This window comes from Blautia sp. HCP28S3_G10 (genome assembly GCF_052065235.1).
GTDB lineage: Bacteria > Bacillota > Clostridia > Lachnospirales > Lachnospiraceae > Blautia_A.
Genome location: NZ_JBQHUL010000026.1, coordinates 1 through 22,423 on the forward strand (window position 1 = coordinate 1; position 22,423 = coordinate 22,423).

Here is a 22,423-nt window from a genome sequence, read left to right on the forward strand (position 1 = left end):
TTCTAAAGGATTTATGATAAAGGTTTCCACTACCGGAATGGTGGTTTCCTAAAAAACGGATTTGCGGTTTCCTGTCACCGGACAGCAGGGACACGGGCACCGGATTATTCACCTTTTCCTCTATACATTCCTGTTTTGTTGAAATTTTTCCACCAGGATTTGTAAATTTAATACTGTTTCCATATATATTCAAGAATATTTGTCGCAAATGCAACGGACTTGCTATGACATACGGATGTACAAAAGCAACATCTCCTGAAAAATCCCATGAAATTTCCTTATCCGAGGCATTTCCTTCTATAATAGCCTAAATATCACAAAAAACATCAGATAAACAGACCAATTCTGATGAGAATTCTTCTCTTCCATCCTCTAATTTACTCATCTGTAAAACATCATTAATCAAGGACAATAAGTGATTTGCCGCCTTTTCCATCTTTTTGTAATTTTCACGTACAAGTTTCTCATCATCACTATGTGCCACATTGATTTTCAATAGACCAATAATTCCATTGAGTGGTGTGCGAATATCATGACTCATATTAAGAAGGAATTTAGATTTCGCCCGATTTGCAGTATCTGCTGCAATCACTGCCTTACGGAGCATTTCTTGCTGTTCAAGTTCTTTTTTCTTTTCTTCATCAATAACTTGATATGTGTAGAGTACTTGTGTCAAGCTACCTCTGTCATCTCTTGAAACCTCAACAAAACTTCCCCTCACCCAGCCGGAAAAAACACCTCTGTACTCCTTACTTAAATATCGTTGCGAATCCATACGCTGTGGCAGCGTATTTAAATCAACAAATTTTAATATATCTTGCTGATTTTTCACATTTGCGGTCTTTTTATTGCTATGGAAATAGCCTGTTGAGAAGATGAGTAACCATCAAGAATTTTAATAACTGCATCTTCTGCTTTTATAGGTACAAAAGTATCTGTTACAAGGTTAATTAGAAATACCCCTGTATAAATATCAGAAAGGGCAACTGTCGTCGCATTAAGTTCCCCTATTTTCTCCTGCTGCTCTTTCTCTGATTCAAGTTTGGCAATTTTATGCACTGCCTGTCTATTTGCCTTTTGCAGATGTCCCACAATAATAATATTAGAAATAACTCCCAATACAATCACAATCAGTTTATCACGATTAATCTGAGTATAAAAAATCCAGCTGTGGTCTGTTGAAAAAAAGAATGCAGAATACAAAACAGCAATAACACCACTTGTTATCCCTGCAAAGTATCCAAATTGTACTATTGATGCTGAAAGCAGCACAAATAATACAATATTCGGATTTGGAATGTTAAATTTATATACAATAATGCAGGCAAGGATTTGTATTATACCTGCCACTATACTTCCTTTTAGCTTAAGATTTTTATCCATAAAAACAGCCCTTTCGCATCTGTATTGTTTTTCAATACTACAATACACATCTAATTTCGCCCAAAATATTTATTACATTATATTCCTTCAAAAATAATATCGTCAATCAAGAATAGTATCAATTTAAAGAAATTATTCTAATGTTTTTATGTTGTCTGCTGTAATAATTTTACTTTTTATACACTAAATAAATACATTCAAAATCTGAAATACTAATTCTATGTTGTTTGTATTAAGAGATTTAGAAATGGACTCATATTAGTCCCATTATATCATTTCTGGCCGATATGATAAAGGCAAATATGGACTAATTTCAGTCCTCTATTTCAGGTGAAGTGAATGGAACAAAAAATAAAACAGGTTGGGATTGATATTGGTGGAAATATCCGTCGTATCAGATTGCAGAAAGGCTACGGGCAAACTGAACTTGTCCGTATGCTCCAGTTAGAAAATATAGATATGACCAGAGAATCACTGGTAAAAATTGAAAGAGGTATTCAGCACATTACTGGCACTCAGCTTCGTGGTATCCGGGACTGTCTGCATACTACTTATGATGAATTGCTCAGCGAATCATCTAATAAAAAATAAAGAGCCTACCATTATCCGTAGAATACTCCACAGATAATAGTAGGCTTGCTTTATATCTCTTTTTTATCAAACCGCCTGTCGGCTTGCTTCTGTTACCAACATCCGGTTGATTTTCTCTTGCATAGTTTCTTTTGCATCTTCATTAAAATGATAACGGACAATGTAAACTGTCTGTCCGATTTTCTTTGTAAATGTGTTTCCTTCTGTTTTTGCATTCATCATTTTTTCCATAATCATCTATTTCCTTTCTTTCCTGTGCCCGACAGAGAGAGGATTGCTTCTGTCCCTGCCGGAAGTTTATTGGCACGCTGACAACGTAAGTGTCAACATGAGGGTTCAAACTTTTTTCGGGTAGTTTTTTCTATTTTCCAAAACACTATTGAAAAGTTTTTTGAATGTTCTTGTTGACACCTGTTAAAAAGTAACTGAAACACCAGTAAATATAAAGGATTTCGATGTCAACAAAACTGTCAACAAGTGATAAATTTCCGGGGAATCCGTAGCCTTTCGGCATCAAAATCAGCCTTTCTCTTTGTCGGGCAGGTCAAATGGCAGCTCCAACTGTTCTGCCTTCGTCAGTTTTGTAAATCCGTCTTTGTCCGGTTCGTTGCCAGCCTCTTCTGTCCCTTCTCTGATCCAGCTTCTCTGTCTGCCATAGCCTTCCTTTGAAAATCTGTGGACTCCTGCCCTCTTCCAGCCGGTGATCTGTGTATCCATAATGGAACAGATCTCATTTGTCTCGAATTTTTTCGGCTCCCGTTCAAAATGGTCAAAGGCTTCTTTCCAGATCTGGACGGAACATACATGACTCCCTTTATAAGCGTCCAGCCAGCCCTGAATCATTCCTGCCATCGTATCTTCCTGTGTAAACTGTTTCCGGTATTCCCTGATCTCCTGCTCCATTTCTTTTGAAAACTTCAACAGGCTGTTCTTATTCTCCGTTGACCAGTATATTTCCATTGCTTCTGCCCACAACTGGTCAAAATAGGATCTGGCTTCTTTTTCATCATCGAGGATATGCTTCTCTGCCTTGCTGCTGTCTATGGCAATCGGTAAAAATCGTCTTGCCCCGGTACGGTCAAAGGGAATGAACTGCCTTGTGTTCGTTGAACCGGCAAAGATACACTGACGCTTCCGGTCTTCCTCATATTTATCATAGGGATTCCGGTAAGTGTCTTTCTGCCTGGTCAGGAATGATTTGATCTCTTCATTGCTTTTCGCACTGATCGCTGCAATCATCTCTGACATTTCCATGATCCAGTGTCCCCGGAGATGCTCGTATATTTTACTGTCATTCAACTGCTTTAGATCATCGGAAAACCAGTCATCATTTATGGCAAGGAAACGGAAAAACGTGGATTTCCCGGCTCCCTGCTGACCTACCAGGCAGAGCATTTCGTCTGCTTTACAGCCGGGGCGGTATATCCTGCTCAACGCTTCCATCAGAAAATGCTTCACGATCTCATAGACAAAATCCGAAGCCTCTGCCCCCATATACCGTTGCAGGACATAACGGATTCGCTCCTGACCGTCCCATTCCAGTTGTTCCAGATACTCACAGATTGGGTGGTATGCCCGGCTGTTGGCTTCGATGCGGAGTGCCTTGTCCATACATTTTTCGCTTGTGAGCTTATAATAGCGTTCAAAGAAATAATAAAAATAAGTCCTGCCATCATCGTCCAGCTTGCAGACTTCCTCATTCCACCAGAGCTTTTTCACAATATCAATCCTGCCCGTCAGCTTGTTATACTTCATGCTCTCACGCACAAGCGGATCGTTTCTCAGCACGACCATATAATTCCCTACCGTTGCTTTGGCGGTTCCCTTCTGTGTATATTCCAGCATATTTTTCACTTCATCGACTTTACTTTTATCTACCATCCGGAGCATTTCCTTCATAGCATCTTTCTGTTCTTTTGTGGCGATCTCCTTTATCTTCTCTTTCGCATTGCTCAATCCTCTCCACCTCCTTCCATTTTTCTCTTACAAGTGCTTCCTTATCTGCCCTGTCCCCAAAGAGCAGGATATCCAGATAATACTCAACAACCGTCAGTTCCCTGAGTGCTGTCATGAACTTTTCATGCCATTCTTCCGTCCATGTTTCTGGTGCATACTTCTCTTTCCATTCCAGAAGTAGGCTGCGGTAATCCAGATATGCTCTCAGGCATCTTAGATATTTTTTCTGCCAGATTTCTTCTGGTGTCGGCTCCGGCTTTTTTATCGGAATGCTTCTCCTGTTCTTCGGTGATCCTCTATCCCTGCCGGAATAAGAAATTCCAAAATCATCTGCCAGTTTCATGGCTGCATCTTTCAATCCAATGCCAAACAGTTGTGCCGTAAAATCAATCGCATCCCCGGTACAGCCACATCCGAAACAGTAATATCTCCGGTCAACTTTCATACTGGGTGATTTGTCATTATGAAAAATACAACGGATCAGTCCACTTCTGTTGGGCTTCAATCCATACAGCTCAGCAGCCTGCCGAACGGTCACATTCTGTTTTACTTCATCAAATAATCCCAATTCATTTCCTCACTTTCTTAAATCTGCTTCCCAAATCCGGGAAGCACTTTTTTCTCAAAAACAAAAAAGGCACTTTGTCCTGTCCTTACGGAATCAACAAAATGCCCTTATAGCTCCAGATCACTGGAACGTGATTTTCCTTTCAGTAATTCCATAAGTCCATCCGCCGCATAATATTGTGGCTGTACCGGAATCAGAACGCTGTCCGCTGCACTCAACGCATTGATTGTCAGCATTCCCAATGATGGCATACAGTCAATCAGAATATAATCATATTCATCTTTCAATAGTTCCAGATACTCTTTCAGTACTTTTTCCCTATCCTCAACAGTAAATAAGGACATATCCATTCCGGCAAGCAATTTATTGGACGGAATCAGATCCATCCCTTCTTCATGGTGCAAGACTGCTTCCTTTGGATCAAACTCCAGTCCCATGATGATATTTTCCATCATACTCTTTAAAGTCACTTTGAGATTTTTGGGAAATCCCATTCCCATTGTCAGATGTCCCTGCGGATCTGCATCTACCAGCACTACTTTTTTCCCATTCTTTGTCAGTCCGGCTCCCAGATTGATGGTTGTCGTTGTTTTGGCTACTCCGCCCTTCTGATTTGCAATAGCAATTACTTTACACATATACCTTCCTCCGATTTACTGTTTTTCTTCTACTTCTACATAAACACGAAAATATTTACTTGTTCCTTTATTTGCATAAGCATCAGATACTTCCAGGACATCCAATTCCTTATGATTTTCCAAAATACGTCGAAACCATTGAATGTCCCTCAAAGTACCCTGTAATCTAATTTTCAGCATATATATCCTCCCAGTCTTTGTAAAAGCAATACTCTGGATAACGGATTTTAATAGCTTCCCAGAAATACCGGGCATATCCACAGCAAAACAGATCCTCTACGGTATAACACTGACATTCTTTCAACTGATCTTCTTCTGCTTCGTAATCTCCGACGCTTGGTGTTCCATTACAATACAGGTTAAATGCCATACGGATAATTCGTAAACTTCCACTGGTCTGCCACCCTTCCTGCAGGCATTCCGTTTTTACACATCCAGTTTTAAAATTATAGATTTTATTCACATTATCTCTTGTGTCTCTGTCGATACCCAGGCAATAAATCAAAGCCCGATGGTAGACATCCTGATATCTGCATTTTTTCAGATATTCCTCATAAAATTTTTCGTGTTCCCTACTCTTGAAAGTAATTGTGCGAGAATTGCTATTCTCTGCTCTTAACGCTGTGTTTGTCATTTTCGTTTTCCTCCTGAATTTTTAATATTTTGGTATAAAAAAGACACTCCATTTCTGGAATGCCCTATAAAAAATAGGGACACCCGCTTTTGACAAGTATCCCTATAATCTATCAATAATCTGATAGCTCTCTATTCATTTTCATATTCAAGATTCTTTGTGTTCCCCGTCCCGAGGTCTAACGCAACAACAACGGTTACTTTCTTCACAAGGCTCTTTTCTTTGTGATTTTCACCTATTTTTCTGAAACTGAAAAACTCCACAAAGTGCGTAAATTCAAGGATTTCTACATATTTTTCCTTTGTAGCAACACCGCAGTCTCCACATGGTTCGTTGCAGGGAACATATCGACCGGCACTGCGGTGACTGCGTTATATCCATGTCTGGTCAGATATTTCAGATCTCGCGCAAGTGTTTCAGGTCCACAGGACACATACACAATTTTGCGTGGACTTAACTGTACCACAGAAGACATAAATTTCTCGTCACTTCCACTTCTCGGCGGATCCATAAATACCACATCAGCGCTTTCACCCTCTTCTGCCATCTGACTCATGAAAACACCTGCATCATTCTGATAAAATCGGACATTTTTTATCCCGTTTCTTTTTGCATTGACAATTGCATCACGGACAGCATCACGGTTCAGCTCCACGCTGATTACTTCTTTTGCTCTGCTGCTGGCAATAAGACCAATCGTTCCAATTCCACAGTAAGCATCAACTACGCGTTCCTTACCTGTAAGACCAGCAAGTTCAATTGCTTTACTATAAAGCTTTTCTGTCTGAACAGGATTCACCTGATAAAATGATTTCGAAGAAATCCGGAAAGTAAGGCCACATAACTGATCCTCTATATATCCCTTTCCATATAAGACAGTCTCCTTTTCGCCAAGGATCATGCTTGTTTTCTGTCCGTTTACATTCAGCACAACTGTCGTAATCTCCGGATGAAGTTTCAGAAGAGCCTTTACAAAATTATTCTTCGATGGAAGGACAGGTGATCCAAGTACAAGTACGACCATGATCTGACCACTGTGAAAGCCTGTACGGATCAGAACATGACGGAAAAGTCCGTAACCTGTATCTTCGTTATAAGTCTTGATTTTGAAAGATCTAAGAAGATCTCTTATATCACGGATAATGGCATCTGCCCTCTGATCTTCAATCTTACACTCATCCACCGGCACAATAAAATGTGTACCTTCCTGATATGTTCCAGAAATAACAGTCCCGTCTTTTTTATGTCCAAAAACAGCATGCACCTTGTTTCTGTAATGGAATGGATCTTCCATGCCAATGATCTTCTCTACTTTGCAGAATGGATTCAGAAGTTTCCGCATGTTCTTCTGTTTCTGCTCCAGCTGCTGTTTATATGGCATATCCAAAAGCTGGCAGCCTCCACATTTACTGCTTACAGGGCAGAGTGATTTCTCTGTTTTCTTTTTCGGCTGTACATTCTTCAGAACTGTTTTATCATTTCTGTCTACGGCATTTTTTTCGGATTTCTTTCTGTTTCCGTTTTTTCTGTTTTCTGTTTTATCTGCTGTATATTTTTTATATGTTTTTCTGTTCTCTGTTTTATTTACAGGTTTAAAACTCTTTTTTCTTTCTGTCATCTATTTTCCCTCTCCATCAAATTTCGGTATAAAACTCTCTATTGCAGTTTCTCCTTCTTGGATAAATCCGTTTTCCAGACCCAGAGAAATCCCATAATCAATCAGCCTCTCATATTCTCTTTCTGTTACCTTTCTGGAAAGAAGAGGATCCTCTTTCATTGCCGGCATAGGTGTATACTGATTCATTAAGCTGATATAGATTCTGTTTCCATATGTATCAATAAGATATTTCAGAACATTTCTGGAATCTCTTACATGTCCCGGCAACAAAAGATGTCGGACGATAATACCCCTCTGCATCATCCCCCGATCATCAAATTCAGGCTCTCCCACCTGTCTTACCATTTCTTTCAGTGCTTCTTTTGCCACCTCAGGGTAGTCTTTTGCATATGAATATTTAAATGCAAGATCCGGATCCATATATTTAAAATCCGGAAGATAAATATCAACCAGACCTTCCAGCATTTTAAGTGCAGTCAGGCTTTCATACCCACTGCTGTTATATACAACCGGTATCTTCAGTCCCTGATCTCTTGCGAGAATGATTGCCTCCGCCACCTGCGGAATAAACTGACCTGCTGTAACCAGATTAATATTATTTGCATTCTGTTCCTGTAATTCCAGAAAAATTTCAGCCAGACGTTTAACTGGAACTGTTTTTCCCTGTTGCCCACCTGAAATCGCCCTGTTCTGGCAGAAACGGCATCTCAGTGCACAACCGGAAAAGAAAACAGCACCTGACCCTTCTTTTCCGGAAATACACGGTTCCTCCCACATATGAAGTGCAGCCCTGGCAATCTTCACTTCTGCTGAAACTCCGCAGAAGCCTTTCTGCCCTGCATTGCGGTCAGCTCCGCAGTTTCTTGGACAGAGCCGGCATTCTTCCATAATTTCACATTTTTTTTTGTCCATTTTTCTCCATTCTCATTCATGTGAAATTCCATTAAAATTTCAATATATATTTATACCAAGTTTAACAAAGTTATCTTCAAAACGCAAGCAATTACCTGTAAACACTGTTACTGTTCACTCCGTTCACAGCAACTTGGTCAAAATCCATTCCAAATCACCTTCGGTGATGGGATTTTGCCCCGTATGTCTCGGGATTTTGCCATATTCATGGCAAAACACCTCGCGGAATATTACCTGTGAACAGTAACTAAACACTAACCTTTTGTGTGATACGGCATTGACAAATTCTGCATTTCAAATTATAATTACATTACTCTTGAGAATAGTTTATAAACAAAACGACATATGTCGTGATAATACTATCAAACAGTTCGTCTTAAGCGATATGTGCTTAGGGCTTTTTTATTATAAAGACAGGAGGAATATACGTATGAAGCAGATTTCCGGAAATAAATTACTTGTAAAGGCACTGAAGGAAGAAGGTGTCGAAAAACTTTTCGGTTATCCCGGTGCATGTACTATTGATATCAGTGATGAATTATATAAACAGAGCGGAATCGATATTATTCTGCCACGCCATGAACAGGCCCTTGTCCATGAGGCAGATGCCTATGCCAGAACAACAGGCAAAGTCGGCGTATGCCTTGTAACCAGCGGCCCTGGTGCCACCAACCTTGTTACAGGACTTGCCACCGCCAACTATGACAGTGTACCTCTGGTTTGCTTCACAGGTCAGGTTGCCCGTCATCTTATCGGAAACGATGCATTCCAGGAAGTTGATATTGTGGGAATCACAAGAAGTATCACCAAATATGGTGTCACGGTAAGGAATCGTGAAGATCTTGGCCGAATTGTAAAAGAAGCTTTTTATATTGCACGCACAGGCAGACCCGGACCTGTCCTTATCGATCTTCCGAAAGATGTCATGGCAGAACTGGGAAGTGCGGAATATCCGAAGAATGTTAATATCCGCGGATACAAGCCAAACACCAGTGTTCATATCGGCCAGCTGAAAAGAGCTCTGAAAATGCTTCAAAAAGCAAAAAAACCGCTTTTCCTTGCCGGCGGCGGTGTAAATATCGCCCATGCGGGAGAAATTTTTACCCAAGTAGTTGAAAAAACACAGGTTCCTGTTGTCACAACAGTTATGGGACGTGGTTCAATATCTACAACCCATCCTCTTTTTATAGGAAATCTCGGAATGCACGGTGCATATGCAGCTAATATGGCAGTAAGCAACTGTGACCTGCTTTTTTCCATAGGAACCAGATTCAACGACCGTATCACAGGGAAACTGCATGAATTTGCTCCAAATGCCCAGATCGTACATATTGATATTGACACTGCTTCTATCTCACGAAATATTCATGTAGATGTTCCGATCGTTGCCGATGCAAAAGAAGCCATCACGAAGATGAATGAATATGTAAAAGAATGCAGCACCAGAAAATGGCTTGCAGAAATTACAGCCTGGAAGGCAGAGCATCCACTTACCATGAAAGATCGTGGCATGATGGGACCTCTCGATATCATAAATGAAATCAACCGTCAGTTCGACAAATCCATTCTTGTTACAGATGTAGGCCAGCACCAGATGCTCGTTTCCCAGTATGCTGAAATCACTGAGCAGAAACAGCTGATCATGTCCGGAGGTCTTGGAACCATGGGATATGGTCTTCCGGGTGCCATCGGTGCCAAAATCGGGAATCCTGACACACCTGTCATTGCAGTTTCCGGCGACGGCGGTGTGCAGATGAATATCCAGGAACTTGCAACTGCTGTTCTTGAAGAACTCCCGATCATCTGCTGTATCTTTAATAATGAATACCTTGGCATGGTCCGTCAGTGGCAGAAGCTCTTCTATGGAAAGCGCTATGCAATGACCAATCTTCGCGCAGGTGCCCTTTCCCGTCGTACAGATGGTGAAGAGTATCCGGAATATACTCCTGATTTTATCAGACTTGCAGAGAGTTATGGTGCAAAAGGTATCCGTGTTACAGATAAATCAGAAATTGCAGCTGCTTTTGAAGAAGCAAAGAAAAATACAAAGGCACCTACTATTATCGAGTTTATAATTGATCCGGAAGAAATGGTTTACCCAATGATCAAACCAGGTGGAACTCTCGCTGATATGATCATGGACTGTTAAGGAGGAATTGAAATGGAAAAAGGAATGAAAAAAAGATGGATTTCACTTTATGTAGAAAATCAGGTAGGTGTCCTGTCCAAAATTTCCGGTCTTTTCTCCGGAAAGTCCTATAATCTGGACAGTCTTACCGTTGGAACTACCGAGGATCCTACTGTATCCAGAATGACAATTGCAACTTTCAGCGATGATGAAACTTTTGAACAGATCAAAAAACAGCTGAACCGGATGATAGAAGTCATAAAAGTTATTGATTTTACAGATGTTTTTGTTCGAATGAAAGAAATTCTCTACATTAAAGTAAAAGACTGCACTTCTGAGGACAAAGTAGAACTTTTTCAGATTGCGGAAACTTTTAAAGCCCGTGTTATTGACTACGGCAAAGACAGTCTGCTTCTGGAATTTGTACAGACAGCCACCAAAAATGATGCAGTCATCAAACTTATCAAAGAAGAATTCCGCCATATCGAAGTAGTCCGGGGCGGAAGTGTAGGAATTGAATCTATCAGTATGATGGAACGTTAATTTTATATTGCAGTGGGGGAAGTTACAAAGAAATGAAACTCTCATTTTCAAAATCCGTAGACATGACAAAGGGGTCACTGTGGAAAAATATTTTTCTGTTCAGTCTTCCCCTGATGTTTTCTCAGATTCTTGAAGTCATGTTTAATCTGAGTGATGTAGCTGTAGTTGGACGATTTGCAAATTATAAGGCACTTGGCTCTGTGGGTTCAACTACACTGCTTGTTACTTTGTTCACCGGTTTTCTCATTGGTATGGGATCCGGTGTCAATGTACGTACCGCACATGCCCTTGGTGCCGGCAACCGAAAAGACACAGAGCAGACGATCCATTCCTCTCTTCTGCTCTGTCTGTTCATCGGACTTATCATCGGACTTATCTGTATCATTTTTTCCGGTAATTTTCTCCGGATTCTGCATACAAAAGACGAGCTGATGGACGGTGCGGTTCTTTATATGAAAATATATGCACTCGGAATGCCTGCCATGGCTGTTTATAATTTCGGTAACGGGGTACTGAGTGCAAGAGGTGAAACAACCACGCCTCTTCTTTATCTTACCATTGCAGGCGTGCTGAATGTGCTTCTGAACCTGTTTTTTGTTATCAGATGCCACATGGCAGCTGATGGAGTAGCAACAGCCAGTGTCATTGCACAGTATGTATCTGCTACTCTTGTCATGTGCAATCTTTTTCACAGAAAAGACAATTGTCATGTCCGGATTTCTGGTCTTCATCTGTACAGAAATTCCTGCATGGCAGTTCTTGCACTTGGTATTCCTGCCGGAATCCAGAATGCGATCTTTGCCATTGCCAATCTCTTTGTACAGGCAGGTGTAAACTCTTTTGATGCTGTGATGGTATCCGGTAATGCAGCCTCTATGAACGCTGACACACTGGTATTTAATATCATGTACGCATTTAACATTGCAAATGCCAGTTTTATAAGTCAGAATATGGGAGCCCGCAACAAGACACGAATGAAAAAAAGCTATATGATCAGTATTTTTTATTCATTTTCAGCAGGTGCTATTTTTGGTGTTTTCCTGCTCATCTTTGGCAGACAGTTTCTTTCTCTGTTTGCAACAGATACAAGAGTCATCAATGCAGGTATGCAAAGAATCCACATTATGTGGTTTGCCTATGCAATCAGCGCTTTTATGGATGGCACTATCGCAGCTTCCAGAGGTATCGGAAAGACTGTAATACCAACAGTCATCGTGATCCTCGGTTCCTGTGTATTCCGAATCGTATGGGTCTATACTGTATTTGCATGGTTCCATACCATCCCGGCTCTGTACTCTCTGTATTTCTTTTCATGGACCATTACTTCTGTTGCGGAGGTCATATATTTTCTCCACAGTTTCCGGAAATTACCCATATAGTACATATAGAAAAAACAGCTCCGTTTATCGAAAACGGGGCTGTTTCTGTTCTGTAGTATGTTCACCTATTAACTTTTCCATCCAGACCATATTATACCATCTGTTAAATTTATATCCGCATTTATGAAATTCACCTACCATACGATATCCCAGATGAGCATGAAATTCTGCACTGTTTTTGTCCAGATGTTCGTCTTCTGTTTCCGGATATGCAATACAGGCATTCATGTTCAGGAATCCACGTTCTTTCAGTTCTTTCTCAAGTGCATTGTGAAGTTTCTTTCCTATTCCCATATGTTTTCTGTTACAGTCCACATAAATAGAAGTTTCCACTGCCCAGTCATAAGCAGGACGGTCATGAAATGGACCTGCATAGGCATAGCCAATGATTTCTCCATCCTGTTCTACCACTAAATAAGGATATTTCAGCAACGTATTACGGATTCTGCTTCTGAACTCCTCTGCAGAAGGTACTTCATATTCAAAAGTAATCGCTGTCTCTCTTACATAAGGCTCATATATTTCCAGCAGTGCCTCCGCATCATTTTCTGTGGCAGTTCTTATTTTAACTTCATCTTTTATCATTCAGTCGCACACTTTCCAATCTTTTCCATTAGTTCCAAATATCTTTTTCATATGTACGTTCATAATATAATAATACATCACGATCAGAAGCGCTCCAGCCAGCATCCACGCTGCAGGACCTGCAAGACAGACTCCTGTATAGCTTTTCATGTTTCCGGCAATGACTGCAACCACACCTCTTCCTATCAGTTCTGCAACGCCCGCCATCATCGGAAGAAGTCCAAAACCAAGACCCTGGATTCCATTTCTGTATATATTGACAATTGCAAGCGGTATGAAAAACAGTCCGATGCACTTCAGATAAATATCAACAGAATTCATGATCAGTTCTACATCTTCTGATACAAAAAGATACGTCATGTATTTCCCTATTGTCATTATAAATGCTGCTGCCACAAAAGAATAAATAACACCGATCATCGTACATGCTTTGAAGCCTTCCCGGATTCTTCTGACAGAACCTGCCCCCATATTCTGAGCAGCGTAAGTGGCCATTGTTGTTCCCATCGCAACATAAGCCTGTGTAACAACCTGTTCGATCTTTCCCGCTGCTGTAAATGCTGCAACCATTGTCGAACCAAGTATATTCAGTGAAGACTGTACCATCATGGAACCGATTGCAGTAATCGAATACTGCAATGCCATCGGAAGTCCGATCTTCAGCTGTAATCCATAAATATATCCTCCGACTTGAAGATCATCTCTTTTAAGATGCAGTACCGGGATTTTTGCAATAATATAAAGCAGGCAGAGCACGCCGGATACTCCCTGGGCAATAATCGTTGCTACTGCTGCACCTCTGGCTCCCATATGAAATACAATAATAAGCAGAAGATCCAGAACTATATTCAAAAGAGCACTTATGATCAGAAAATACAGCGGAATCTTGCTGTTACCTATTGCACGGAGAATACTCGACAGCAAATTGTAGAACATCTGTGCAAGAATTCCGGCACTGATGATCATAATATAACCGTATGCATCCTTAAAAATGTCAGACGGTGTATTCATAAATGTCAGCAACGGCTTCATAAACAGCATAAACAGAACAGTCAGCATCGCACCTACAATAAGTGACAGTATCCCGGCACCTGCAACAGTCCGGCGCATTCCCTTCATATCTCCTGCTCCGAATTTCTGTGCCGTAGGTACTGTAAATCCGGCAGTCATTCCAACAACAAAGCCATATATCAGAAACATGATCGTTCCTGTACTTCCAACTGCCGCAAGGGCTTTGTTTCCAACAAATTTTCCTACGATGACTGCATCTGCCATATTATAAAACTGCTGAAAAACATTTCCCAGGAAAATCGGCAGAGTGAAGTTCAGGATAATCTTCATCGGATTTCCAACAGTCATATCATTCTGTACTGTTTTCATACTTCTCCTCCTTTAAAATCTTCTAAACGAGTTCGTATTATACACCAGAATATATATACTGTAAACCGGAAAATTCAAGTTGTTTCATTCTTTTTTAAAACTCTTTTTTCATCATTATTTTTCTGCTGATCAGCCAGGAAAACGCAGCTGCCACAACCATAAATATTAATCCTGCTACTGCCAAACCTGTTTCATTTAAACTGTCAAGCCATAGGATAATACCAAGCGTGTCCGGATTCAAAACTTCCGTAACCACATAAATTGCTGCAATTATAGAACCTGCAAGACATATTAACACGATACGGCTTTTTTCTACTCCGAATTTCAGCTGTACAGGAATCATTACCGAAAGAGCGATGACAATCACCGGTAAAAACGCCACAACTACCTGTATATCAGAAAAAGAATCTATAACACTTCCATGCAGCACTTTTGAAACAAAATATAAGACTGCAGACAGAATCCATGAAATTATGGCACTTCCCATGCACAGAATATATTTTTCATTTACATATAAACTTCTGCTCACCGGTAATGTCATCAGAAACTGAAATCCATTATCTACCTCATCATACGAGATCAGGCTGGTAACAAAAATTGCCATACAGAACGGCAGATATCCCATTATAAATGTATTGCTCTGGGTCAGTCCCATTATTAGCGCAAGTGCCATAAATATCAGAATTGACTGCCTGTTCTGTCTCATCAGTCTGAAATCTTTTACAAATAAACCAGTCATGATCGATATCCTCCTGTCATCATAAGAATCAGTTCATCAATTCCTCCGTTTTCAACAACAATTCCGGGGTAATTTTCCTGATAAAACTTTTTGTTTGCCGTAAAACAGGCATATCCATAATTTACTTTCTGACTTTTTATTAAATATTCCTTATCCAGTGCCTCATACTGTCCATTGCTGACTTTCAGTATTCCATATTCTTCCATAAGTGTATCTGTTTCTTCATGAACGATTATTCTACCATCATGTATCAGATAAATATCATCACAGAGCGTTTCCAGATCTGATGCTATATGAGATGTGATCAGTATTGTTCGTTCTTCATCATTGACAAGATAGTTTCTAAGCATATCCAGGATTTCGTTCCGCGCCTCTACATCCAAACCTGCCGTAGGCTCATCAAGAATCAATAATTTTGCATTATGAGAAATTGCTGTGAGTACTTTAAGCTTTGCTTTCATTCCCGTTGAAAATGTCCGAATTCTCTTTTTCGGCGGAATTTTCAGTTCCTGACACTTTCTTCTGAAAAATTCCCGATCAAATTCGGTATACATTTTTGAAAGGATATGCTCCACATCACCCAGATCAAACTGACCACTGAATCCGGACTCTGCCAGCGAAACACCTAACTTCTGTTTATCATACGGAGTCATTTTTTCTGTATCTTTTCCAAGTATTTTTATACTTCCACTATCCTGTCTGGCAAGGCCCAGAAGAAGCCGGATCGCAGTACTCTTCCCTGCACCGTTCTTACCCACCAGACCGGTGATCCTGCCTTCTGGGATTTCCATACTCATATGAAGCTGAAAATCCATATATTTCTTCCCAACATCATTCATTATTATCATATCTTTCTCCATTTCTGATTACAGGAATCATTTTGTTACTGTTCTCAGTAACTTATTTTTCTTCCAGAAGAAGCTGTACTGTATCCAGTATCTCTTCTCTGCTCATTCCTACTGCTCTGGCTCTGTCTATGGCTCTGTCAAACTCATCTTCCACAGCTTTCCGCCTCGCCTCAGCAGCAAGCTGTTTATCCGAAGCTGTAACAAAAGTGCCTTTGCCATGGACTGTTGTCACAAATCCTTCCTCTTCCAGGCGATCATATGCTTTCTTTACTGTAAGGGCACTGATACGCAGGTCTCCTGCAAGTGCTCTCACAGATGGAAGTGCCTCACCTTCTTTCAGCAAAGACTCCAGTATCTGAGACTTTATCTGTTCCATCAGCTGTTCATAAATAGGTATCATTGATGAATGGTTCAATATAATATGCATATTTTGTATTTCTCCTTTACAATAAACAGTATATAACAGCTGGCATCTGTTGTCAACTGTTATATACTGTTTGTTTCAATATATTAATTAAGAGCAGACGTTATTGTCTGCCCTTAAGAAAACTCTCCTCAGTGCTTCCTTTGAATCAGTACTCTGAATCTCATATCTTTTGATACAGTACCAGCCTTTCAATCTGCAGATCATTACACAGTTCGCATGACACTCTGCTCATATCATACACATGAACAACCTGCTTCAACTCAGGATTCTCCGTAAACAAACTTACAATATCAGGATATTCTGCCAGTTTTTCCGGTGCAAAGCGTAACGTTTTTTCATTGGCAAATACTGCGGTGTACAATATCTCTGCTTCTACCAGATCCTGAAAAATATGGCTTCCATACGAAAGTTCCGGATTATATCCCGCCTTCTTCTCTTCTATCTCACAGATTGCTTCAAATTCACTGATATCTGCAAAAGTTGTCGGAACGCCAAGTTCCGGAGAAGATGTACCTATACGCCCCGGAACCATAAGAAGCATATGCTTATTTTTTCCTTTGTATTTCCAGTTTATTGCTCCGATCAGTTTCGCCACATTTGGCTTTCTGACATACGGCATATTATAGTATGCAACCGGATCGACCAGAACAATGTAATCGATTTTCACATTTCTGGACAGTCCCATCGAAGAATGCACATTCTCCAGAATTATTTTTTCTTCTGCAATATGTTCCGGGATCTGTGCTTTTCCGATATCCTTAAACACCTTCAGTGGCCGGCACTGCAACAGGTTTATGGAATATTCTCCTGTTTCCGAAAGATTCACCGTAAACTCGATATCAACCGGATATTCATATTCTTTCTGGAGCAGCTGCATAATGTCCTGTATCTGCTTCATCAGAATCTGATTCTTTACTATACCACTGCACGCAATAAAACGAACAGATCTGTTTATTCCCCTCTCCCTGAATGATCTTTCTGCGTCAAAATCATGATCCAGAAGAATATTGGCAAGGTATTCCGGAAGAAATCCTTCGATCTGATCCAGATACATTTGTCTCACGCAGTGTCCTGAGGTATCCACTGCTTCTACTTTCCGCTGCGAAAACTGATGTTTCTCTGTAATGGTTGTACAGCTTGTTGCCTGTGGCATATCCAGACTGACAAGCCGGGGATAAGAGCCTTCCGTGCGGTCCACTGCTGCTGTTCCAAGTCCCATAACCAGTCTCAGCATTCCTGCTTTTGGATCGATCTGCTCTAAAAACTTATAAGGACTGTAAGAGTACCCAACTCCCGCTGCACATGGCATATAATAAGAGCCATAATAAGAACCCGAAACGCGCTGTACAAGAAGCGCCATCTGTTCATCACGTTTATCAAGTCCTCTCCTCTTTCTGTAATCCAGTGCCGACAGACTCATGGAACTGGCATATACAGTCTTTATTGCGTTTTCAAACTCCAGAAGGCGCTCTTCCAGAGTTCCTCTGTTGGCGCAGAAAACTGACTCATATTTTCCTGCAAATGCATTGCCAAAACCATCTTCAAGAATACTGCTGGAACGTACTATAAAAGGATCCTGTCCATAATATTCCAGAATATGCAGAAACTGATTTTGCATTTCTTCCGAAAAGGCACCATTTTTCAGTCTCTGCGCAAATTCTTCTGCCAGCGAAAAGTATTCCTCTTCCTCTCTCTGACGAACGCGGATATCCCAGAATCCATTATCTACAATGTAAGTATAATAAACATCAGATCCGATAAAAAAGGAATCATGAGGTTCAAGCACCTCATCAATATCCGGTGCCATATTTCGGACAATTGCTCTGGAAAGCAGCATTCCACATGCTTTTCCACCAATCATACCCGTTCCGATCATATGATTTCGAACGTTAAAATAATCCTGTGGCGTAAAGTGCTTTTTCACCATAAGACGCATCTTTTCATCTCTGGTCATCATAATATTACACATGGTATTGCAGGCATCATCTGTGTTCATATGATTGTCATATAACATTTTTGCTGTGTTAAAAAAACGATTCCAGGAATCCGTAAACTGCTCTTCACCTGTTCTCTGAAATTTATCAAGAACCTGATAAAAACGGCTGGACTGTACTCCATCCAGGATTGGACGAAATGCACCTGTTTCTCGGTTATAAATATGTGGTCGAAACATGGTTTCCGAATCTCTGTTCCACACTTTTGCAGGCCGGACATATATGTTTCTCCTGTCAGAATAGACATCCAGAAATAACTGTGTAGTATTTAATATTTTCTTTACTGCATGAAAAGAATGTTTTCCCCTGATAATCGGAAAAAATGCAACTGTATCCAGTGTAAAAAGGAATGGACACGTAACACGAAAGAAGTTGCCCATCATCAGGTCAGTTGCCCAGGCTGTCTGAAGTTCTGAAAGACAGTCAAACACATAAAATACATCAGAACCTTCTTTTTCAATGATTTTATGTATTTTCACAGTAAAATCCTCAAACCTGTGTGATAAGGTAATTTCTATACGTTCTATCTGTGGACATTCTTTTACCAGCGGCTCATGGCTGGCAAAGCGAAAATATACAATTCTTTTTTTGTCCTTGATTGCCTGCTCTATATAAGGTTCGCAGAAATACCTGAATTCCTGGAGATTTGAAACTCTCCACACCACATTGTCCCCCAGACGGATATTATCCAGTGCCTGATCCATATCCGGAATTCCTGAACAGATTCTCTCAAAAGCTGCCATATTTTCCCTCCATAACCCAAGAATTAAAAAAAGCACACAGACATTCCTGTCCATGTGCCACGCTGCACCCTTTTCCTGAAATTATTATAAAAAGAATATATTATAAAGTCAACCATCTATATTGGTGTTACCTGTCAAAAACCAGCCGCATCTGATGCCATACGACATTTCCATGCGTGGATTTATCTGATATACCCTCATCAGAAAAGCCAAATTTTGCGTAATACGGAACAAGTTTTTCTTTACACGTCAATACAAGTCCCTTACGTCCCTGCTGCCTTGCATCGTCAATAGCACGACATATTAATTTTCCTGCATATCCATGTTTACGATAATCTGGTAAGGTATTAACACCGAAAATCATCTGCCACGCACCATTTTCGTCATGCATAAATGCATTCTTATACATTTCATCTGTTAAATCCGATTCATCTGTTACAAATCCATCCACAAATGCAATCAGCTTTCCAGCTTCATACATTAGCCAAAAGTGATTTCCATAATACTTAACTCTTTCAACAAATTCCTTTTCTGTTGCTGCTTCCGCAGGCGGAAAGCATTCTGCCTCAACTGCTGCAATTTCCGCAATATCTTCATTCGTTGCATATTTTATATTCATAATAGAATTCCTCTTCTCCAAAAATCTGATAACACATTGTATCACAAAAGTCAGTACCACAAGCTTTGCCTGGGTTTGAGATTGTTTCAATCATGTTTTTCACAGTTACCCCCGTAAACCTTAATTCTTCCTGACCTCAAGACAATAATTGACATGCTCGAAGGCTTTCATATCTGCTCCGGCTTTGTCAACAATATCCCTTTGAGTATCATCTGGTGTCAGCAACTCGTAAATCAGGAAATACACAGCCGCTCAGTCCCGAACTCCGGCAAGCGCCAGAAATTTTTTGTCTGACTGAATACCCTGGGTCAGAAACCGGCCGTCCCGGAACAGCGCATATGTGGTAACCGGTGCAGGTACGCTCTGTGCGGATTCTTTATCGGTAATGTGGATTGCTTTGAATGGAATGCCATGTTCCTTTGCCACTTCCTGCACCTTTGGCACCCAATAATAGGTGTATGGACACTGATCGGTATAATAAAGAACAAATCCGTCTTCGGCCACTTTGGGATACCTGGCACATTTCCTGAATTTCGGCAGTTCAGCATTCGGCACAAATGGCAGATACATCAGGCTGATCCCGCAATCAGATATATCTGCTGTCTTGAAACCCTTATACTTCAAGAACTTCGGATCGGCAAGAAATTCACGTTTCCGACCCTCAGCGCACAAAATACAAACGCCGTTCTTTCTCTTTGCCCTGGCGTCCCGAATGCACTCACCTAAAAGTTCGTTTGAATATCCATGTCCTTTCATACCACCGGATACCCACAGACAGTTGATGTAAATCCAGCCATTCGCCTCAATTGGAATCCATGCGTTTTCGGCCGGTATATATTCAATAAAGCATTTGCCCCGCTCTTCGCTTCGGTAGAAAACAAGACCTTCCTCAAAGCGCTGCTTCATCCATTCTTTCTTGGCAATGCTCTGCTTACCAGACATGGCACAGCAAATATGCTCTTTATCAATATTTTCTTTCGTGATCCGCATATAATTCATATTTTGTTCCTCCTGTTATCACTTCCTGCTGTTCTTCAAATGCAACCGCATCTAGTTGTTCCACATATTTCTCTATAATGGTTCTTTCTATATCTGGAACTGTTTGCAATAATTGCTGATATTCTTTTCACAGAACCCTGCAATATTTTTCCGGTATTAAGAAAATATTCAATTCTATCAGCAAGTTCTACTTTGCTCCCCGAAACAGGCCGGTTATTTTTTCTGCAAAAGTCCATCGATTCCTTTTTCAAATAGTAATAATTCCGGAATGTTTCTCCATTCAATCCCTTATCTAACTTCGGCCTTTCACTCACTCATCTTTCTCCTACAATTCGTTACTTTATTAAAAATAATATCGCAATCCATTTCCAAAATCAATTCACAAACTTATATTCCACAATTCTCAAAAAATGTCGAAAAAAAAAGTGTTGCAACCAGTATGATGATTACAACACTTTGTTCATTCTTATTGTTTAATTCTTTTTGTTGGACCCATTGATGCAAATACCACTTCTCCTATTGCTCATGTCTCCCCTCAAAACATTACATTTAGAAGCATATAACAAACATGACATAATAATTAACCACTACCCCATATTATAAATAACACCCAGAGATACTTATTTCAGACTGATAATCAGATTTTTATTGAATTTATTAATCTATATGTTATGACAACATATCTTTCAGACATGTACTCCGGTAGTCACTTGGTGATATTTTATATCTTTCTTTAAATACTCGGTTAAATGTTCTCTGACTTTCAAATCCACTATCCAGACAAATGTTTGTAATAGAATCACTCGTATTTTCCAAACGATGGCATGCATAGTTCAGCCTTGCATCGTTAAGATATTGATTAAAGTTTCTATGGAATGTTTTGGAAAAGAGTCTGGATAAAACATATTTGCTCACCCCCAGATCTTTTGCCATCTCTTCCAGAGAAAACTTCTTCTTGAAATTTGCTGATATATAGGAAACTGTCTGGTAAATAAGATCGTTGCTCCCCACATTACTCTTTTCTACCAAATTTAATTTTCCTATGCAGCGTGCCAACACAATTTGAAGATATGCCTGTGCAACAGTAATATCCGACTGTTCTGTCTCTAAAATTGCATTTATAACCCTATATACCTCCGGTTCAACCTTTTCCGCTTTGATGATTGGGTATTCAGGAGCCATGGATTGCATGATATCTGCAAATTTGGCTATCGTAAATGGCGATGCAATCAGATAAGTCGCTTTATTTACACCGGGTGTCAGTACCTGATAGTGATGAATAACATCTGGAAATACAAAGCCTATATCTCCTTTTTCCATATGGTATAGTTCCTGTCCGACACCAAGTTCTAATGCTCCACTTGTTACACAAACGATTTCCAGTGCATTATGAAGATGTGGTTCAATATGTTTTGACTTCCTATTTATTGCTATAATCTCCTCTTTTGTGTCAACATATTTTAACTGCATGAAATACTCCCCTTTGCAACATTTGTCTATATCTTCTTTCGATTTGGCAAGCAATCCTTTTACACCTATCTTATAATCAACTTGTAAATAAGGAAAGGAGGAATTGCAAATGAGCAACCTAAAAAAATATCTGAATGACCTTTTAGTATTCTACGCTGAATATTTTGAGCATCCTTACCATGTATAAATACTAAAAGGACTATTTTGTGAAAACTGAATATTTTCTTAAGGCCATTTCACAAAAATGAAGTGGTCCTTTTTTATTTTCA

Annotated in this window: 24 protein-coding genes; 4 read left to right on the top strand and 20 right to left on the bottom strand. The window is 40.1% G+C overall.

Annotation, left to right across the window (positions count from 1 at the left end; genetic code table 11):
• Positions 1-307: 307 nt before the first annotated feature.
• Entirely contained in the window at positions 308-832 is a 525-nt protein-coding gene (locus ACTNB8_RS11045; protein WP_441054652.1) for a sensor histidine kinase, read from the bottom strand.
• Positions 829-1,383, bottom strand: a complete 555-nt coding sequence (locus ACTNB8_RS11050; RefSeq protein WP_441054654.1) for a hypothetical protein — start codon at positions 1,381-1,383, stop codon at positions 829-831. Before ACTNB8_RS11050 ends, ACTNB8_RS11045 begins: the two co-directional genes overlap by 4 nt.
• A 339-nt stretch (positions 1,384-1,722) precedes the next feature.
• On the opposite strand from ACTNB8_RS11050, the gene ACTNB8_RS11055 reads away from it, so the two are divergent.
• Positions 1,723-1,974 carry a helix-turn-helix domain-containing protein gene (locus ACTNB8_RS11055; RefSeq protein WP_441047709.1) on the top strand — a complete coding sequence of 84 codons (252 nt, stop codon included), beginning with the start codon at positions 1,723-1,725 and terminating at the stop codon, positions 1,972-1,974.
• 66 nt (positions 1,975-2,040) lie between these two features.
• Here ACTNB8_RS11055 and ACTNB8_RS11060 read toward each other — a convergent pair whose 3' ends face one another.
• The 8 genes from ACTNB8_RS11060 to ACTNB8_RS11095 form a co-directional block, all read right to left on the bottom strand.
• Positions 2,041-2,205: a transposon-encoded TnpW family protein gene (locus ACTNB8_RS11060; protein WP_441047708.1), complete on the bottom strand. Its 165-nt coding sequence runs from the start codon at positions 2,203-2,205 to the stop codon at positions 2,041-2,043.
• A 288-nt stretch (positions 2,206-2,493) separates the two neighbouring features.
• On the bottom strand, positions 2,494-3,930 hold the full coding sequence (locus ACTNB8_RS11065; protein WP_441047706.1) for a VapE domain-containing protein: 1,437 nt from the start codon (positions 3,928-3,930) through the stop codon (positions 2,494-2,496).
• Positions 3,845-4,498, bottom strand: coding sequence for a CHC2 zinc finger domain-containing protein (locus ACTNB8_RS11070; RefSeq protein WP_441047705.1), 654 nt, complete (start codon positions 4,496-4,498; stop codon positions 3,845-3,847). Before ACTNB8_RS11070 ends, ACTNB8_RS11065 begins: the two co-directional genes overlap by 86 nt.
• Positions 4,499-4,605: 107 nt before the next feature.
• Positions 4,606-5,136 carry an AAA family ATPase gene (locus ACTNB8_RS11075; protein WP_441054657.1) on the bottom strand — a complete coding sequence of 177 codons (531 nt, stop codon included), beginning with the start codon at positions 5,134-5,136 and terminating at the stop codon, positions 4,606-4,608.
• A 15-nt stretch (positions 5,137-5,151) separates the two neighbouring features.
• Positions 5,152-5,316 carry a hypothetical protein gene (locus ACTNB8_RS11080; RefSeq protein WP_166462287.1) on the bottom strand — a complete coding sequence of 55 codons (165 nt, stop codon included), beginning with the start codon at positions 5,314-5,316 and terminating at the stop codon, positions 5,152-5,154.
• Positions 5,303-5,770 (bottom strand): DUF6075 family protein, encoded by a 468-nt coding sequence (locus ACTNB8_RS11085; RefSeq protein ID WP_441054659.1) that lies wholly within the window; start codon positions 5,768-5,770, stop codon positions 5,303-5,305. Before ACTNB8_RS11085 ends, ACTNB8_RS11080 begins: the two co-directional genes overlap by 14 nt.
• A gap of 286 nt (positions 5,771-6,056) precedes the next feature.
• A complete protein-coding gene (gene rlmD / locus ACTNB8_RS11090; RefSeq protein WP_441054661.1) occupies positions 6,057-7,388 on the bottom strand; it encodes a 23S rRNA (uracil(1939)-C(5))-methyltransferase RlmD in 1,332 nt (443 codons plus the stop codon).
• Positions 7,389-8,300 carry a radical SAM protein gene (locus tag ACTNB8_RS11095; protein WP_441054663.1) on the bottom strand — a complete coding sequence of 304 codons (912 nt, stop codon included), beginning with the start codon at positions 8,298-8,300 and terminating at the stop codon, positions 7,389-7,391. It lies immediately after the preceding gene.
• Between the two features lie 430 nt (positions 8,301-8,730).
• Here ACTNB8_RS11095 and ilvB point away from each other — a divergent pair, with 430 nt between their 5' ends.
• From ilvB to ACTNB8_RS11110, 3 genes are read left to right on the top strand one after another with little or no spacing between them, the layout of a single operon-like run.
• Positions 8,731-10,449 carry a biosynthetic-type acetolactate synthase large subunit gene (gene ilvB, locus ACTNB8_RS11100; RefSeq protein ID WP_441054665.1) on the top strand — a complete coding sequence of 573 codons (1,719 nt, stop codon included), beginning with the start codon at positions 8,731-8,733 and terminating at the stop codon, positions 10,447-10,449.
• Between the two features lie 12 nt (positions 10,450-10,461).
• Positions 10,462-10,971 (top strand): acetolactate synthase small subunit, encoded by a 510-nt coding sequence (gene ilvN, locus ACTNB8_RS11105; RefSeq protein ID WP_296156641.1) that lies wholly within the window; start codon positions 10,462-10,464, stop codon positions 10,969-10,971.
• Positions 10,972-11,003: 32 nt separating this feature from the next.
• Positions 11,004-12,350, top strand: a complete 1,347-nt coding sequence (locus tag ACTNB8_RS11110) for an MATE family efflux transporter (protein ID WP_441054667.1) — start codon at positions 11,004-11,006, stop codon at positions 12,348-12,350.
• A 24-nt stretch (positions 12,351-12,374) separates the two neighbouring features.
• Here the strand turns inward: ACTNB8_RS11110 and ACTNB8_RS11115 are convergent, their stop codons facing one another.
• The 10 genes from ACTNB8_RS11115 to ACTNB8_RS11160 form a co-directional block, all read right to left on the bottom strand.
• Positions 12,375-12,935 carry an N-acetyltransferase family protein gene (locus ACTNB8_RS11115; protein ID WP_441054669.1) on the bottom strand — a complete coding sequence of 187 codons (561 nt, stop codon included), beginning with the start codon at positions 12,933-12,935 and terminating at the stop codon, positions 12,375-12,377.
• Positions 12,936-14,315, bottom strand: a complete 1,380-nt coding sequence (locus ACTNB8_RS11120; protein ID WP_441054671.1) for an MATE family efflux transporter — start codon at positions 14,313-14,315, stop codon at positions 12,936-12,938. It lies immediately after the preceding gene.
• A gap of 94 nt (positions 14,316-14,409) precedes the next feature.
• On the bottom strand, positions 14,410-15,054 hold the full coding sequence (locus tag ACTNB8_RS11125; RefSeq protein ID WP_441054673.1) for an ABC-2 transporter permease: 645 nt from the start codon (positions 15,052-15,054) through the stop codon (positions 14,410-14,412).
• Positions 15,051-15,902 carry an ABC transporter ATP-binding protein gene (locus ACTNB8_RS11130; RefSeq protein WP_441054675.1) on the bottom strand — a complete coding sequence of 284 codons (852 nt, stop codon included), beginning with the start codon at positions 15,900-15,902 and terminating at the stop codon, positions 15,051-15,053. Before ACTNB8_RS11130 ends, ACTNB8_RS11125 begins: the two co-directional genes overlap by 4 nt.
• 52 nt (positions 15,903-15,954) lie before the next feature.
• Positions 15,955-16,329: a GntR family transcriptional regulator gene (locus tag ACTNB8_RS11135; RefSeq protein WP_441054677.1), complete on the bottom strand. Its 375-nt coding sequence runs from the start codon at positions 16,327-16,329 to the stop codon at positions 15,955-15,957.
• 160 nt (positions 16,330-16,489) lie between these two features.
• Positions 16,490-19,066, bottom strand: a complete 2,577-nt coding sequence (locus ACTNB8_RS11140) for a PEP/pyruvate-binding domain-containing protein (protein WP_441054679.1) — start codon at positions 19,064-19,066, stop codon at positions 16,490-16,492.
• Between the two features lie 127 nt (positions 19,067-19,193).
• Positions 19,194-19,685: a GNAT family N-acetyltransferase gene (locus ACTNB8_RS11145; RefSeq protein WP_441054681.1), complete on the bottom strand. Its 492-nt coding sequence runs from the start codon at positions 19,683-19,685 to the stop codon at positions 19,194-19,196.
• Positions 19,686-19,937: 252 nt separating this feature from the next.
• Positions 19,938-20,684 carry a YoaP domain-containing protein gene (locus tag ACTNB8_RS11150; protein WP_441054683.1) on the bottom strand — a complete coding sequence of 249 codons (747 nt, stop codon included), beginning with the start codon at positions 20,682-20,684 and terminating at the stop codon, positions 19,938-19,940.
• Between the two features lie 35 nt (positions 20,685-20,719).
• On the bottom strand, positions 20,720-20,998 hold the full coding sequence (locus tag ACTNB8_RS11155; RefSeq protein ID WP_441054685.1) for an SAP domain-containing protein: 279 nt from the start codon (positions 20,996-20,998) through the stop codon (positions 20,720-20,722).
• Between the two features lie 355 nt (positions 20,999-21,353).
• Positions 21,354-22,154: a helix-turn-helix transcriptional regulator gene (locus ACTNB8_RS11160; RefSeq protein ID WP_118508485.1), complete on the bottom strand. Its 801-nt coding sequence runs from the start codon at positions 22,152-22,154 to the stop codon at positions 21,354-21,356.
• Positions 22,155-22,423 lie beyond the last annotated feature (269 nt).